Source organism: Cohnella hashimotonis, assembly GCF_030014955.1.
Taxonomy (GTDB): Bacteria; Bacillota; Bacilli; order Paenibacillales; family Paenibacillaceae; genus Cohnella; species Cohnella hashimotonis.
In genome coordinates this window covers 6219601-6235148 of the sequence record NZ_JAGRPV010000001.1, presented here as the reverse complement: position 1 = coordinate 6235148, position 15548 = coordinate 6219601, and the positions used below count along the sequence as shown (strand labels likewise).

Genomic DNA, 15548 nt, shown 5'->3' with positions numbered 1-15548 from the left:
CCCGGTAAGGACGGTTATGGCGTGGCGCTTGCGGACACGGAGCCCGAAGGCGATGGCGAAGCGGCGGAAGTATCCGAGGCGAGCACTTCCTGGATGTACTCGCGCAGCTTGTCCTCGTCGCGGATGCCGATCGTCGAGCCGCCTTTGTTCTGCTCGACCAGGTTGTCCATCGGCGGCAGCTGCGCGGAGCCCGCCTGGTGCGACTTGTAGCCGAGGCTGGCGAGCTTCCACATGTCGTTGACCGACATGTTGGTCTCGATATAAGGCACCACCTGGTTCAAAATGGTCGGCAGCTTGATCAGATTCCATCCGGACTGCAGCTTGTCGGCCACCGCGCCGAGGAAGGCGCGCTGGCGCTCGGTCCGCGTAAAGTCGCTGAGCTTGTCGTGGCGGAACCGGACATACTGCAGCGCATGGTCGCCATCGAGGTGCTGCTGTCCTTTTTTTAGGTGAATGTCGAACAGATGCTTGTCCGCGGCCGACTCGTAGTCCATGTCCTTTTCCACGTAGAAGTCCACGCCGCCGATCGCGTCCACCAGCTTGATGAAGCCCTGGAAATCCGCGTACACAAAATACTGGATATCAAGTCCGGTCAATTCGGAGATCGTCTTCATCGACAGGTTAGGGCCGCCGATCGAGAGCGCCGCGTTGAGCCGATCCGAGCCATGTCCCGGAATTTTCACGTACGTATCGCGCAGGATCGAGAAAAGATGAACCTTCTTTGTCGTCGGGTCGAACGAAGCGATGAGCATCGAGTCGGATCGAGGCGTTTCACCCTTGGTGAGTCCCCGGTTATCCCCGCCCATAAGGAGGACGTTGACGCGTTCGGAGCCGGTCCATTCGGGCGGCTGCTCCTCGGGCTTCTCCGGCACGTTGCTGAAAATCGAGTCTTCCTTCGGTTTGTCCAGCTGCTCGAGCGCGTGGTAAGTATTGTAGAAGTACCAGGTAGCAAAGGCAATGATGACCACTAATATGGAGAGACCCGTATAGAGGGGCCATCTTCTTTTTTTTCGCGGCTGACTGGGCATCCTCATGTTCCCTTCGTTTTACGTTAAGATCAATCTCCTGTAAGATATCATATTGAATTATATAGTTCCCGCACGACTCGAATCAAGTTAAGTCGAATCACGGAGGAATTTGGAATGTTAGCCATAGACGTGCGCGATCTGCGCAAGCAGTTCAACGTTCAGAAAAACCGCGAAGGCATCGGCGGTGCGCTTCGGGATCTCTTCAAGCGCGAATATACGGAAGTGACCGCGGTCAAGGACATCAGCTTCCAGATCCCGCAGGGCGAGATTTGCGGCTATATCGGGGAGAACGGCGCCGGCAAGTCGACGACGATCAAGATGCTGACCGGCATCCTCGTCCCGACGTCCGGGCATATCAAGGTCAACGGCTTTGTGCCGCATAAGGAAAGGGAAAAGTTCGTTCAGGGCATCGGCGTCGTGTTCGGGCAGCGGAGCCAGCTGTGGTGGGACATCGGCGTCATCGAGTCGTTTCGGCTGCTGCGCAAGGTGTACGGCGTCGGCGAAAACGACTTCAAGCGTCTGCTCGACGAGCTCGTCGAGACGCTGTCGCTCGGCGAATTGCTGAACCGTCCGGTGCGCAAGCTGAGCCTCGGGCAGCGGATGCGCTGCGAGCTGGCGGCGGCGCTGCTGCACAATCCGTCGATTTTGTTCCTGGACGAGCCGACGATCGGCCTGGACATCGTGGTCAAGACGGAGATCCGCGAGTTTCTGAAACGAATCAATCGCGAACGCGGCACGACGATCCTGCTCACGACCCACGACCTGCAGGATATCGAAGCGCTCTGCTCGCGCGTCATCATGCTCGACGACGGCCGCATTATATACGACGGCGGGCTGGAGGAGCTCAAGACGCGCTGGGGCAAAGGCCGCGAGGTCGTCTTCACGTTCGGCGACGCCGTGCGGGCCGATCGGCTGGCCGCGTTGACCGAAGGCATGGACGTCAGGTGGAGTCTCGGCGACGCGTATACCGCAACCGTGTGGATTCCGCTCGAGATCAACGTGTCGGAGGTGCTGTCGCGCGTCGTCGGCACGATGGAGATCAGCGATATCAAGATCATCGAGACGAACACCGAGGAGATCGTGCGCGAGATCTATCGGACGGGCAGCGCGCAGACGCCGGCGGAGGCGCTGGCGGCCGGCGGACCCGTCGGCCGGGACGATGGCGAGGGCGGCGGCGGAGCAAGCAGCGGCAGTGAAAAAGAGGCGGGCACCGGCACGATGAACGGCGCAGGGAGCGACACAGTGAACGGCACAGCGGGCGGCGAAAAAAGCGGCACAGTGAACGGCGTAGACAGCGGCACAGTGAACGGCGAAAAAAGCGGCACAGTGAAGGGCGTAGACAGCGGCAAATTGATCGGCACAGAGCGCGGCGGCACAGGCACCGACAGTTCGCGGCCCACCGCACGGGCGGAGGCGACCAAGCCGTGAATGCCGCTTACTTGGAATTTATCCGCATCCGTTTTTTGACGATGCTTGCTTATCGCGTTAATTATTATAGCGGTATCATCGTTTACGCCATTAACATCGGCGCCTACTACTTCCTCTGGAAGGCGATCTACGGCGATGCCCAGACGCTGGCGGGCTTTACCGTCGAGCAAATGACGACCTATGTCGCCGTGTCCTGGATGGCGCGCGCGTTCTACTTCAACAATCTGGACCGCGAGATCTCCAACGAGATCCGCGACGGCAGCGTGGCGGTGCAAATGACGCGGCCGATCAACTATTTAATGGTGAAAATGATGCAGGGCTTCGGCGAGGGCGTTTTTCGCCTGCTGCTGTTCATGGTGCCGGGCATGATTCTCGCGACGCTGCTGTTTCATGTGACGCTGCCGTCGGACCCGATGCGCTGGATCGTTTTTTTCATCATGATCTGGTTCAGCTTCCTGATCAACACCCAGCTCAACATTTTGACCGGACTATTCGCCTTCTTCGTCGAAAACAACGAGGGGCTCATGCGCATGAAACGCGTGCTCGTCGACCTGCTGTCCGGCGTCGTCGTGCCGATCGCCTTTTTCCCGGCATGGGGGCGGGCGGCCATGGATTGGCTGCCGTTCCAGGCGATTACGTATTTGCCGAGCTCGGTGTTCACGGGCAGGACAAGCGAGGCGGAGACGTGGCACGCGCTGCTCATTCAAATCGGCTGGTTTGCTTTCCTCGTCGTCCCGATCCTGCTCATGTGGCGGTCGGCGCGTCGTCGTCTTTTTGTGCAAGGGGGCTAATGTAAAGTGAGACTGTCTAGATTGGGCTATACGTTCGGCCTGTTCAAGGAGTACATCGCCAATTATGTCAAGGTGAAGCTGACCTACCGCGCCGACTTCTGGGTGGAGGTCGTGAGCGACCTGCTGTTTTCGCTGACCAATCTGGTATTTATCTTTATCGTGTTCCAGCACACCCCGACGCTCGGGGACTGGAGCGAGTCCGAGGTCGTATTCGTCTACGGCTACTTCATGATCGCGCAGGGCGTGTTCAGCGCCTTCACGAATCTGTGGAACTTCGGCGACCGCTACATCATCAAAGGAGAGATGGACCGCGTGCTGACGCGGCCCGCCCACTCTCTGGCCCAGGTCATGCTGGAAAACGTAGACCCGCCGTCGCTCGTCTCCTCGCTCGTAGGTCTCGCCATCATGGGCACGGCTTGGGGAAGGCTCGGGCTCGCATTCGACTGGTACGACCCGTTCGTGCTCGTCGTCATGGTGCTGGGCTCGGTGCTCATCTATACGGGAATCTACGTGACGCTGTCGGCGATCTCCTTCTACTCCGACGCGCCGACGGGGATTATCCCGCTTATGTACAACATACAGAGCTACGGCCGCTATCCGGTCCAAATCTACAACCGTGGCATCCGCTTTTTGCTCACCTGGGTGCTGCCGTTCGCCTTCGTGGGCGTGTACCCGGCGATGTTTTTCCTCGAAGCGCACCGCGACGTCTTCATGGCGTGGATGACGCCCGTCGTCGGCCTCGTTGCCGCAGGCATCGGCCTCGCGGTATGGAACCGCGGCGTGAAGCGCTACCGGGGGGCGGGGAGCTAGGAGGAGGCCAGCGGGCGCTGCCTAACGATGGGGGTGGGGCGTTAACGCGCGACACAGCGCAGCGGCCCAGGCCATTAGCGGCATCAAATGCCGCTAATGCGCGCCACCGCGCCGCGCCCAGGCCATTAGCGGCATCAAATGCCGCTAATGCGCGCCACCGCGCCGCGCACAGGCCATTAGCGGCACGAAATGCCGCTAACGCGCTCCACCGCGCGGCGCCCAGGCCATTAGCGGCATCAAATGCCGCTAATGCGCGCCACCGCGCCGCGCCCAGGCCATTAGCGGCATCAAATGCCGCTAATGCGCGCCACCGCGCCGCGCCCAGGCCATTAGCGGCACGAAATGCCGCTAACGCGCGCCACCGCGCCGCGAACAGGCCATTAGCGGCACGAAATGCCGCTAACGCGCCCCACCGCGCGGCGCCCAGGCCATTAGCGGCACGAAATGCCGCTAAAGCCCGCCGCCACCGCGCGGCGCCCAGGCCATTAGCGGCATCAAATGCCGCTAACGCGCGCCACTGCTCCCCACTGCGCCGCTGCGCCGCTCCCATCATGCGTCCAAGTAACTCCCCTTTTTGCCGAGACGATAGGCACGAACGCGTTGGACTCCGCTGGCTGCCTCCAACCAGCCTTGCTCGGTCATCTCGTGCAAAAGGGTACGCGCATGCCGTGAGCGAATCCCGAGTAAGTCACATGCCTCCGCAGGCGAGAACGGCCGCTGCAGCTTGTTCGCGAATCTGATGAGCTCCCGCTGCTTTAGCGGAAGGGAGGTTTCCTTTTTCTCTCCGAAGTCGCCGTACAGTTTCCCGAGGGTAAGCAGGACGAACCGCCGACACTTGTTGGGCTGGTCGCGGATCATATCCAGAGGCATGCGGAATACGGTCCAGCCGTTCAGCACGAGATGATTTTGCCGCTCGCGCTCGTATTCGAACGTGCGCCGGCTCGTGTGCTGTCCATGTGTCTTAAAATCGTCGATCTCCCATCCAATCTTATACGGCGGCCGGAGATAAGCGTTATCAATGTAGAACGAGCCCTCCCCAAAACCGGGCACTTCATACTCGGCTTGTAGATAATTCAAACTTCCTACGCCTTTTAGCCATATTTCCTTCGTAAAAAGCGCTTCGTTAAAGGCGTGTCCTTCAAGCAGTCTGCGCAAGGATTCGCCCGTCCGACCTTGGCGCTGTTGCTCAAGCCATTTCGCATATAACTCGTCCATCCAGCACCTCCCATCCTTAAAAAGCGGCAACAAAAAACACCGCCAGCTCCGGTAGGAGAGGCGGTGTTCTTCACGCGCTAAATACTCACAAGGCAAGTATACTTTTACGGGTCGTTGCAAGCAAGAAGAAATTTGTCCATGGCTTTCGCCGAGATGTGGACGCCGGAGCGGGAATGTGCCGGGCCAATGCCTGTTTGACCTTTTTGACCGGAAGAGAGAGGCGCCTAAAACGACCCAAAAACAAAAATCGACGCAAAGTGACAAAACTTGAAGAAAGTTCAAGTTTTGAGTTGACATGGACAAACGGTTTGTGATAATTTGAATAGGCAGTCAACTTAAACGATTAAGTCAACGAGAAGGAGTGGGATTGTTTGTCCAAAAACAAAATAAAAAAATCGCTCGTGCTCGCGTTGGCCGTGGTTGCGGCCGCGGGATGTGCGAATGCGAAGACGGAGCCCAACCGTCAGGAAAACGCCGGGACAGCCGGAAGCCAAGGCGCATCGCCCAGCCAAACTGTAAGCGCTAACATCGAGCCGGAGAAAGGAGCCTCCCTGCTCATCTGGGAGTCCGACGGCAACGAACGCGCCTTTTTGCAGGAGGTGGGCAAGCAATTCGAGAGTGTCTACGGCGTGAAGGTCAAGGTGGAGGTCGTCCCGTCCATCGACACGGTCGGCAAGCTTATGACGGACGGCCCCGCAGGCCTGGGCGCGGATGTCTTCTCGTCGCCGCACGACGCCATCGGCAAGGCGGTCAGCGCCGGCCTGATCCTGCCCAACGACCGGACGCAGAGCGACATGGCGGACAATGTCATGCCTTCTGTCGCGCAGGCGATCACCTACAAGGATGTACTCTACGGCTATCCGATGTCCGCCGACACGTATGCGCTCTACTACAACAGGAAGCTGATGCCCAAAGAGCCCACGACGTTCGACGAGGTGCTCGCGTTCGGCCGCGACTTCACCGATCCCGCCGCCAAGAAGTACGGCCTCGCGTGGGACGTCGCCCAGATCTATCAGGCGCACGCCTTCATCGCGGGCTATGGCGGCTACATTTTCGGCGAAGACGGCACGAACCCGGACGATATCGGTCTGAACGGCGAGGGCGCGCTGGAGGGTATGCAGTTCGCACGGAGCCTTAAGGCGCTGTTCCCGCTGAACACGGCCGACATCAACAACAACGTCATCTCCGGCCTGTTCCAGGAAGGACGCGCCGCGATGATGATCGACGGCACTTGGCAGATGGCCAATCTGCGCCAGGCGGGCGTCGACTTCGGCGTCGTCCAGCTGCCGCTGCTGCCCAACGGCAAGCATCCGCAGAGCCTGATCAGCGTACGTTCGCTGTTCGTCAACTCCTATACCAAGTACCCCAACGCCGCCAAGTTGTTCGCGGAGCTCGCGACGAACCGGGACAACGCCAAGCTCCGTTATGAAATGACCGCCCAGCTGCCAACGCGGCGAGATCTGGTGAGCGATTCGTCCATCATGGCGGATCCGAACGTTTCTTCGTTCCTCGCCCAGCTGCAAAATGCGACCCCGCTGCCGGTCATCCCCGAGACCTCGACGCTGTGGGTACCTTCGTACGCGGCCTTGTCCGTGATCTGGAACGACGACCGCGCCGACATCAAGAAGACGCTGGACAACATGGTGAGCCAGATGCGCACCGCCATGAAGACAGGCGGATGAGCCGGGGAGATCGCGCGATCGTCTATCGCGCCGGTCCGGCGAGTCCCGCGACGGCGGGGCTGCTGTCCGCGGTCTGCGCGGGGGGCGGGCAGCTGCTGAACCGCCAATATGCCAAGGGCGCCCTGTTCATGGCCGCGTATGCGGCCGCCCTGATTGTCGCTGTGCCCCGCATCGCCCGCGCGCTCCAAGGACTGGTCACGCTGGGCGACACGCCGACGCGGATCGTGGATGGCGTGCTCGTAAGGGGAGACCATTCGATTTTCCTGCTGATCAACGGTCTGCTCGCGTTGTTCGCAGGCGCAGCGCTTCTGATGCTCCATGCGCTGAACATAGCCGACGCTTACCGGCACCGCGCCGCCGCAATCGCCGACGGAGGGCCCGCTCATCCGCGGCGCCGGTCCGGCGACGAAGCGGCGGCAGCCCCAGCCCCATCAGCCACCGCTCCGACCAATGGGTCCAGGCATCCGGCCTTCGCTGGCCGCCGCTCCCGCGAAGGGCGGGTGGCACTGCTGCTGCTCGCGCCGGCGCTGCTCTTCGTCCTTTTCGTATCCGTCGTACCCATGCTTTTCAACGTGCTGATCGCCTTCACGAACTATTCGTCGCCGAACCATATTCCCGACCGCTCTCTTGTGAGCTGGACCGGCCTGCAGACGTTTTCGCGCCTGCTGTCCGACCGTGCGTGGACGTCCACCTTCGGCGGCATCTTCGCCTGGAATGTCGTTTGGGCATTGCTGTCGACGCTTGTCGCCTACTTCGGCGGCCTGGCGGTCGCGCTGTTGATCGAGCATCGCAAGGTCCGGTTCAAAAAGCTGTGGCGGACAGCGTTCGTGCTGCCCTGGGCGTTCCCGTCGTTCATCGCGATTCTCGTCTTTCGCGTTCTGTTCAACGGTGCGCTCGGCCCGGTCAACGGCCTGCTGGAGCGCATGGGATTGCCCGGCGTGCCCTGGCTATCCGATCCGACGGTCGCCAAGCTGACGGTGCTGCTCGTGCACTTCTGGATGTCGATGCCGTTCCTTATGGCGCTGCTGTCCGGCATTCTGACGACGATCCCCCGGGACCTGTACGAGGCGGCCGAGGTCGACGGCGCGGGCGGCGCGGCGAAGTTCAGACGGATCACGATGCCGCACGTGCTGATGGCGACATCGCCGATCCTGATCATGCAGTTCGCGTCGAACTTCAACAATTTCAACTTGATTTATCTGCTGACCGACGGCGGACCGCCGAACCCCAATTATTACTTTGCGGGCTCGACCGACATTCTGCTCTCATGGATCTACAAGATAACGCTCGAGCAGAACCAGTTTAATATGGCTTCCGCCGTGTCCATCGTCATGTTCGTCGTCATCGCGCTCGTCTCCGTGCTGAATTACAGCCGCACCCATTCGTTTCGAGAAAAGGACTGAGCGATCATGAACCGTATCCGAGACCATCTCGTCGCTGCGGGGCTCTACGCGCTGCTGGCCGCCATCTTCGCCGCGACGGTCTATCCGCTCGTCTGGGTCGCAGGGACGGCGTTGAATCCGGGCGATACGCTGCTGATCAGCAGCATGCTGCCGGAGCACCCGACGCTTCGCCACTTCGGGCGTCTGCTGCGAGAGACGGACTTCGCGCTGTGGTATCGCAACACGATGTTCATCTCCGTTTCCAACATGCTGCTGTCTACGCTGCTCGTGACCGTGACGGCGTACGCATTTTCTCGCCTCCGCTTCAAGGGACGGCAAGTCGGGCTCATGACGCTGCTGGTGCTGCAAATGTTTCCCGGCTTCCTGTCGATCATGGCCATCTTCGTGCTGCTGCTCCAAACGGGGCTGCTCAACACGCATCTGGGTCTGATCCTGATCTACGCGGGCGGCTCCGTCTCGTTCGGCGTATGGGTGATGAAAGGGTATTTCGACACGATTCCCCGCAGCCTTGAAGAAGCGGCAATTATCGACGGCGCGGGACGGGCGGACGTTTTCTTCCGCATCCTGCTGCCGCTGTCCGTGCCTGCGCTCACCTTCGTCATGCTGACGGCGTTCATCGGCCCGGTCATGGACTTCATCCTGCCGCAGATCGTGCTTCGTTCCTCCGACAAGATGACCTTGGCGCAGGGACTGTACGGGATGGTGTCCGACAAAATGAACTCCAGCTTCAGTCTGTTCGCCGCCGGCTCCGTGCTGACCGCGCTGCCGATTACGGTACTGTACATGTTTTTCCAAAAATACCTGATTCATGGCCTGGCCGCGGGAGCGGACAAGGGCTAACCATTACACGCGCCCCGGGCGCGCAAAGGAGGGCGTCATGCCGTCGAAGATCGTCACGCTGGCCGGATTCCGGTCTGAATTTTTGAACAACGAGAGAGAGCTGTACGTCTACTTGCCCGACGGCTACGGGGAGGCGGCGAACGAAGACGTCCGCTACCCGGTGCTGTATATGCAGGATGGACAGCATGTATTTGCCGCGGACAACCGCGGGGGCTCCTGGGAGGCCCACAAGATCGCGGACCGCCTGATCGCCGAAGGACGGATCCGCCCGATTATTATCGTCGGCGTGGCTCACGTGACCGGCGCGCGGGTGGCCGAGTACATGCACCCGGTGCCTTGGCTCGAGGAGGTGTTCGGCCAAGGCGCGCAAGGCGACCTTTACGAGCGCTTCCTGGCGGAGGAGGTCAAGCCGTTTATCGACCGCAAATACCGGACGCTGCCGGAGGCCGCCCATACCGGCGTGCTCGGGTCGTCGGCCGGCGGTCTGCTGGCGTACAATCTGGGTTTCCGCCGTCCGGAGACGTTCGGGCTCGTCGGCGCGCTGTGCCCGTTTTTTGTCCGGCCTGATCAAAGCCAGGGGCAGGAGCTGTGGCTTAGCGAGATTCATCGCTTTAAGCCGCCGATCCGCATTTGGATGGATGTCGGCGGCGCAGAAGGCTTTACGGTAATGGAGCGGCATGTGCGGACGGTGGTCGGCGCCATGATCGAATCCGGGTTCCGTCCCGGAATCGATCTGATGTACCATTTTATCCGGGAGTCCGGCCATTACCAGAAGGACTGGGCAGCCCGGCTGCACGAGCCGCTGATCTTCCTGTTCGGGCAGCCGGGACGCGTGATCCGCTCGCAGCTGCAGGGGCCGGATGCCGTCGGATTGATGGGGACGCCCGTATACTTTAATGCGGTCGACGAATATGACAGCGGCTTTGCCGCAACGAACCTGGACGGAACGTACGGCGTATCCCCGCCGTCGGTACTCTCGGTGCTGCCGGACGGTACGATCGTGCCCCGCGAGGAAGGCATCGCGGAGGTGTCGTACACGAATGCGGCTCAACAGACGTTCACCAAGGCAGTGGCGGTCGTCGCCGGCCTCCCGCAAAACGTGCGGGTCGGCTTCCGCGTCGAAGTGCCGGCCGATACGCCCGATACCGACCGGATCTATGCGGGCATCGAGCTGCCGAAGATCGGTCCGCGGCTGTACGGAGGCACGTTCGCGCTTCCCCGCGGGTTCGCCGTCGAATTCCGCATTTCCCGCGGCATGGGCTGCGAAGAATGCGACGAGCGCGGACGGAAAGCGCCTTACCGGCTGCTACGTGCGGAGGAGGGGCTGCACGTCGAATACAAAGTGAAGGGCTGGATCGACATGCTGCCGCGCGGCAGCGAAGAGACCGCCGAAGAGGGGGAGACCGCATGACGCTGCTCCGCATCGACAAGTACCGTTCCGAGCTGCTGGACAACGAGCGGGACATCTACATTTATCTGCCGCCAAGCTACGGACTGAACGTAGACCGGCGCTATCCCGTGCTCTATTTGCACGACGGCCAGAATGTGTTCCATCCCGCCTACAACGGGCAATCATGGAACCTTCATCGGGTCGCCGACCGGCTGATCGCAGAGGGCCGGATCGAGGAGATCGTCATGGTCGGGGCTGCCAATATGGAAATGGCGCGCGCCGACGAGTACACGCATGCGCTCGACGGCGTCGATTACGCCCGCGACAAAATGGACATTACGCCGAAGGGCGAGCTATACGAACGCTTCCTCATCGAAGAGCTCAAGCCTTATATCGATGCGGTGCTGCGGACGAAGACCGGTCCGGCGCATACCGGTTTGCTCGGATCGTCGCGCGGCGGCCAGGTCACCTACCATATCGGGATGCGAAGACCAGACGTATACGGCATGATCGGCATCATGTCGCCGTACTTGTACTACGTGAACCCGGAGAATCTCTCGGAGACGCGCGTGTACGCCAGGTTTGCGGGCAGGCCGCCGCTCCATAAGATCTGGATCGATACCGGGGGCCGGGAGGGGACTTTGATCCTGGAAAAGCATGTCCAGGGTCTCGTCGACGAGCTGCTCGAGGCCGGCTACGAGCCGAATCGGCAGCTGGCGTATTATTTCGATCCCGAGGCCGCGCATACGGAAGCGGATTGGGAGGCGCGCGTCGCGCTGCCGCTGCTGCACTTCTTCGGGCAGCCAGGCGAGCTGGCGGACGTCAGCATCACGCCGGCGTCGGCGACGGCCCTGCACGGCGCGGACGCGATCGGACGCTTCGTGCCGGCGGCATCGTACGCCGGCGGGCTGCGCCTCACCCCGCTGGGCGGGGGCTTTGCGGCTTCCGGGCCCGTTGGGCGTGTCGCGCGCGTCGACGCCGGCGGCATCGTTCGGGGCGACGAAGCGGATTCGGTACAGGCGGCCTATTCTTTTGAAGGCCTAACGGCGCATGCGGTATGGCCGCCAGCAGATTGAAGCTGTCGCATAGCGGCGGCGGTGAGGGAGCGAATCGCTTCCGCGCCGCCGCCGTTTTTTTAACATTATAGAAATTATAAGGAAACCGGTTTTCTTGTGCGGGCAACGTGAATCGTCGAATGCGGTAGCGATACCTTGGCTATCAAACTTTAGATTCCAATAACTTTCAATTAATGGAATTCAATTTTGGTCGTGGTTTCGGCACTTTTTCGACAGTTGGCGGCTAGGACTTCCGGTCGATTGCGCCACGAAATCCGCATCGCAGTGCGCTTTGCAGCATTTGTCGTATTTTTCCGAATGGCGAATGATGACAAAATAGGATATTGAAAAAGCAAAAATATAGTGCTACAATCTGGAAAAATTGAAGGCCATGTTACCGAAAGGTACAACCTCGAGCGCTCGGCGGGGTTGTGCCTTTTTTTCGTTTTCGGGCCCGGGAGGGGATGACGTTTGGTATTTTCGCCATACACGCTTTCTGTTCGATGCCCAAGATTCAAGGAGGAGGACGGAGATGAACCGAGGAGCGCTCTATCATCGCCACAAGCAGAATTGGGCCTTTATGTACGACGACGCGCATGTGCGGGTGAGGCTGCGGACGGCCCGCGGCGATATCGACGAAGCTGTCGTCTGCTATGGAGACAAATACGACTGGCACGGCACCGAGTGCCGCACGCCCATGACCATAAGGCTTTCCGATTCGCTGTACGACTATTGGGAGGCCGATCTCGCAGTCGGGACGCGGAGGCTCAGCTACCGCTTCCTGCTCGGATCCGGCCGGGAGCGGATTTACTTCGGCGAACGCTGGCTGGGAGAGCAGCCGCCGGAGGAATCGTTCGGCAATTTCGAATACCCGTATATGAACCCGGATGATGCCATCCGTCCGCCCGGATGGGTGAAGGACGCCGTGTTCTATCAGATCTTCCCGGACCGCTTCGCCAGGAGCGGCGCGGTGGCGGCCGGGACGTTCGAGCCTTGGGGAAGCGCGCCGACCAAACAGAACGCGTTCGGCGGCGATCTGTCCGGCGTCCTGGACAAGCTCGATCATCTGACGGCGCTGGGGGTGGACGCGATTTACTTTACGCCGCTGTTCCAGGCGCCGTCGAGCCACAAGTACGATACGGAGAACTATTATGCGGTCGACCCGCAGTTCGGGACGGTCGAGACGCTCAAGGCGCTGGTCGAAGCCTGCCATGCGCGCGGCATTCGCGTGCTGCTCGACTTCGTGTTCAACCATACAGGCAGCCGGTTCCCGCCTTTCCAGGACGTGCTGGAGCGCGGTCCGGCATCGCGGTACGCCGACTGGTTCCGCGTGTTGCGCTGGGCCGATCCTGACACGGGTGTCTCTCTAGTCTACGAGACCTTCGGCTACGAGGCCGATCTGCCCAAGCTTAACGTATCCCATCCCGAGACGGCGGACTATCTGCTGCAAGTGGCGTCTTACTGGCTGCGCGAGGCCGATATCGACGGCTTCCGGCTCGACGTGGCCAACGAGGTCGACCACCGCTTCTGGCGCAGGCTGCGCGAGACGGTGAAGGCGGTCAAGCCCGACGCCTACTTGCTCGGCGAGATTTTCCACGACGCGATGGCCTGGCTCGGGGGCGACCAGCTCGACGCCGTGATGGATTATCCGGTGCGGGATCTGGCGATCAAGTTTTTCGCATCCCGCACGATCGACGCAGAGACGTTCGCGAACATCGTCTCGCAGCAGCTCGCCATGTACCCGCAGCAAGTATGCGAGGCTTCTTTTCAACTGCTCGGCAGTCACGACACAGCGCGCCTGCTGACGCTATGCGGCGGGGACGAGGCGAGAATGAGGCTCGCGGTGCTGTTCCAGTTCACCTATATAGGCGCACCCTGCATTTACTACGGGGACGAGATCGGCATGAGCGGGGAAAACGATCCGGACAATCGGCGCTGCATGGTCTGGGAGCCGGAGGCGCAAAATCGGGAGCTGTTCGCGTTCTACAGGGACATGATCGCGCTGCGCCGGGCGCACGGCGCGCTTCGCGGCGGCGGTATCCGCTTTCTGCATGCCCCGGCCGGCGGAAGCGCGCTGGCCTACGAGCGCTATGCCGGAGACGAGCGGATCGTCGTGGCCTTCAACGTCGGCGAACAGCCGCAGACGATTCGGTTCGCGTCCGAGCAGTCTGTCGCGGGCGACGAAGCGGGGGGCGAAACGTGGGTCGAAGCGTGGGAGGAGCTGCGCACCGGCGAAGTCCGCCTGCCCGATGGCGGCGGGCTCGAGCTGCCGCTCGGACCTTACGGCTGCGCAGTGCTGAGGCACCGCGTACGGAAGGGGGCGCCGGCATGAATGCGCTCCAGTGGACGCCTGCAGGCAAGCTGGAGCTGACGGCGGTCGCCGAGCCTGCGGTCACCGCGCCGACGCAGGTCAAGATCCGTATCGAGCTGACCGGTATATGCGGTACGGACCTAGCCGTCGTCGCAGGCAGGGAGGAAGGCGTGCCGCATGTGACGCGCGGGCATGAGGCGGTCGGCACGGTCGTCGAGACCGGACGGGCGGTCCGCCGGCTGCGGGTCGGCGACCGCGTTGTCATCGACCCGAACTGGAGCTGCGGAACCTGCGAATATTGCAGGCGGGAGATGCCGCATCTCTGCATCGGTCATGACGGCGGCATGGCGATCGCGGGGCTCAACGCGCCGGGCACGTTCGCCCGCTACTACGTGTCCGAGGAGCGGTTCGTACATCGCTTGCCGCAAGGCATGTCCTGGGAGCGCGGCGTGCTCGTGGAGCCGCTGGCTTGCGTGCTCCATAATCTTCAGGAGGCGCAGGTCAAACGGGACGACGCGGTGCTGGTCATCGGCTCGGGGCCGATGGGGCTGCTCTGCCAGATGGCGAGCCGGGCGACCGCGCGCCTGACGGTGGCGACGGAACTGAACCCGGCGCGTCTTGCGGCTGCGCGGCGGATCGCGGACGCGGCTTGCCGTCCGGACGAGCTTGAAGTCGTCGTGGAGCGGATCGCCGGGGGCCGTCGGTTCGACGTCGTCATCGACGCGGTCGGCAACCAGCTGGAGACCGCCGAGCGCTGGATCGGGCGGGGCGGGCGCATCGTGCCCTTCGGCATCGACGCCACGTACCGCTACTCGATCTCGCCGGTCCGGCTCGTCCAGAACGGCATCAGCATCGTCGGCGCGGGCGAATATCGCTGCACGTTTCCGCTTGCTCTGCAGCTCGCAGAGACGATGCCGGAGCTCGATCGGCTGGTGACCGGCCGATACGGCCTCGAGCAGCACGAGCAGGCCGTGCTCGAGCTGCTCGGCTACGATCCGGCCACGGGAGAGCGGGTGGCGTCGGATGCGATCAAGACCGTGTTCGAGCCGTGGAGCGGAGGGGCTGCGGAAGAGGCCGGATGAGGCAAGGGCGGGAGACGAGGGAAGGGAAAAAGGGCAAGAGCATAGGAAGGGCAAGAGCATAGGAAGGGCAAGAGCATAGGAAGGGCAAGAGCATAGGAAGGGCAAGAGCATAGGAAGGGCAAGAGCATAGGAAGGGCAAGAGCATAGGAAGGGCAAGAGCATAGGAAGGGCAAGAGCATAGGAAGGGCAAGAGCATAGGAAGGGCAAGAGCAAGAGCAAGAGCAAGAGCAAGAGCAAGAGCAAGAGCAAGAGCAAGAGCAAGAGCAAGAGCAAGAGCAAGAGCAAGAGCAAGAGCAAGAGCAAGAGCAAGAGCAAGAGCAAGAGCAAGAGCAAGAGCAAGAGCAAGAGCAAGAGCAAGAGCAAGAGCAAGGGCAAGAGCATAGCAAGAGCAAGAGCGATAACTGCAAAAATGCATCTATTTGCGGAGAAAAGCTCGCTGCGTGAGCAAATAAATGCAAAAGTGCAGTTAATTGGCCACCACCGGCTAAAATTCGTGCATAGAACGAGAATTAA

11 protein-coding genes and 1 pseudogene are annotated in these 15548 nt (G+C 61.2%); 10 read left to right on the top strand and 2 right to left on the bottom strand.

Annotated features, from left to right (window positions below; genetic code table 11):
• Positions 1-14: 14 nt before the first annotated feature.
• A complete protein-coding gene (locus KB449_RS25015) occupies positions 15-1028 on the bottom strand; it encodes an LCP family protein (RefSeq protein WP_282910965.1) in 1014 nt (337 codons plus the stop codon).
• Positions 1029-1142: 114 nt separating this feature from the next.
• Between KB449_RS25015 and KB449_RS25010 the strand changes: the two are divergent.
• The 3 genes and pseudogenes from KB449_RS25010 to KB449_RS25000 all read left to right on the top strand — a co-directional run.
• Positions 1143-2156: pseudogene (locus tag KB449_RS25010) on the top strand (ABC transporter ATP-binding protein); the annotation flags it as partial.
• Positions 2157-2452: 296 nt separating this feature from the next.
• A complete protein-coding gene (locus tag KB449_RS25005) occupies positions 2453-3247 on the top strand; it encodes an ABC transporter permease (protein ID WP_282910964.1) in 795 nt (264 codons plus the stop codon).
• A gap of 6 nt (positions 3248-3253) precedes the next feature.
• Positions 3254-4057, top strand: coding sequence for an ABC transporter permease (locus KB449_RS25000; protein WP_282910963.1), 804 nt, complete (start codon positions 3254-3256; stop codon positions 4055-4057).
• A gap of 549 nt (positions 4058-4606) precedes the next feature.
• Here KB449_RS25000 and KB449_RS24995 read toward each other — a convergent pair.
• Positions 4607-5272, bottom strand: coding sequence for a DNA-binding response regulator (locus KB449_RS24995; RefSeq protein ID WP_282910962.1), 666 nt, complete (start codon positions 5270-5272; stop codon positions 4607-4609).
• Between the two features lie 371 nt (positions 5273-5643).
• Between KB449_RS24995 and KB449_RS24990 the strand changes: the two genes are divergently transcribed.
• The 7 genes from KB449_RS24990 (at position 5644) to KB449_RS24960 (ending at position 15035) form a co-directional block, all read left to right on the top strand.
• A complete protein-coding gene (locus KB449_RS24990) occupies positions 5644-6954 on the top strand; it encodes a sugar ABC transporter substrate-binding protein (protein WP_282910961.1) in 1311 nt (436 codons plus the stop codon).
• Positions 6951-8357 (top strand): carbohydrate ABC transporter permease, encoded by a 1407-nt coding sequence (locus KB449_RS24985; RefSeq protein WP_282910960.1) that lies wholly within the window; start codon positions 6951-6953, stop codon positions 8355-8357. Before KB449_RS24990 ends, KB449_RS24985 begins: the two co-directional genes overlap by 4 nt.
• Positions 8358-8363: 6 nt before the next feature.
• Entirely contained in the window at positions 8364-9197 is an 834-nt protein-coding gene (locus KB449_RS24980) for a sugar ABC transporter permease (protein ID WP_282910959.1), read from the top strand.
• A 37-nt stretch (positions 9198-9234) separates the two neighbouring features.
• Positions 9235-10608, top strand: coding sequence for an alpha/beta hydrolase (locus KB449_RS24975; protein ID WP_282910958.1), 1374 nt, complete (start codon positions 9235-9237; stop codon positions 10606-10608).
• Entirely contained in the window at positions 10605-11663 is a 1059-nt protein-coding gene (locus KB449_RS24970) for an alpha/beta hydrolase (protein WP_282910957.1), read from the top strand. Before KB449_RS24975 ends, KB449_RS24970 begins: the two co-directional genes overlap by 4 nt.
• A gap of 511 nt (positions 11664-12174) precedes the next feature.
• Complete coding sequence (locus tag KB449_RS24965; protein ID WP_282910956.1) at positions 12175-13974, top strand: alpha-glycosidase; 1800 nt, start codon at positions 12175-12177, stop codon at positions 13972-13974.
• On the top strand, positions 13971-15035 hold the full coding sequence (locus tag KB449_RS24960) for a zinc-dependent alcohol dehydrogenase (RefSeq protein ID WP_282910955.1): 1065 nt from the start codon (positions 13971-13973) through the stop codon (positions 15033-15035). Before KB449_RS24965 ends, KB449_RS24960 begins: the two co-directional genes overlap by 4 nt.
• Positions 15036-15548 lie beyond the last annotated feature (513 nt).

Bases quoted from the DNA above. Each gene is read 5' to 3' on its own strand.
- KB449_RS24985 (WP_282910960.1), top strand. From the start codon at position 6,951: ATGAGCCGGGGAGATCGCGCGATCGTCTATCGCGCCGGTCCGGCGAGT.
- KB449_RS24965 (WP_282910956.1), top strand. From the start codon at position 12,175: ATGAACCGAGGAGCGCTCTATCATCGCCACAAGCAGAATTGGGCCTTT.
- KB449_RS24970 (WP_282910957.1), top strand. From the start codon at position 10,605: ATGACGCTGCTCCGCATCGACAAGTACCGTTCCGAGCTGCTGGACAAC.
- KB449_RS24980 (WP_282910959.1), top strand. From the start codon at position 8,364: ATGAACCGTATCCGAGACCATCTCGTCGCTGCGGGGCTCTACGCGCTG.
- KB449_RS24995 (WP_282910962.1), bottom strand. From the start codon at position 5,272: ATGGACGAGTTATATGCGAAATGGCTTGAGCAACAGCGCCAAGGTCGG.
- KB449_RS24960 (WP_282910955.1), top strand. From the start codon at position 13,971: ATGAATGCGCTCCAGTGGACGCCTGCAGGCAAGCTGGAGCTGACGGCG.
- KB449_RS25015 (WP_282910965.1), bottom strand. From the start codon at position 1,028: ATGCCCAGTCAGCCGCGAAAAAAAAGAAGATGGCCCCTCTATACGGGT.
- KB449_RS24975 (WP_282910958.1), top strand. From the start codon at position 9,235: ATGCCGTCGAAGATCGTCACGCTGGCCGGATTCCGGTCTGAATTTTTG.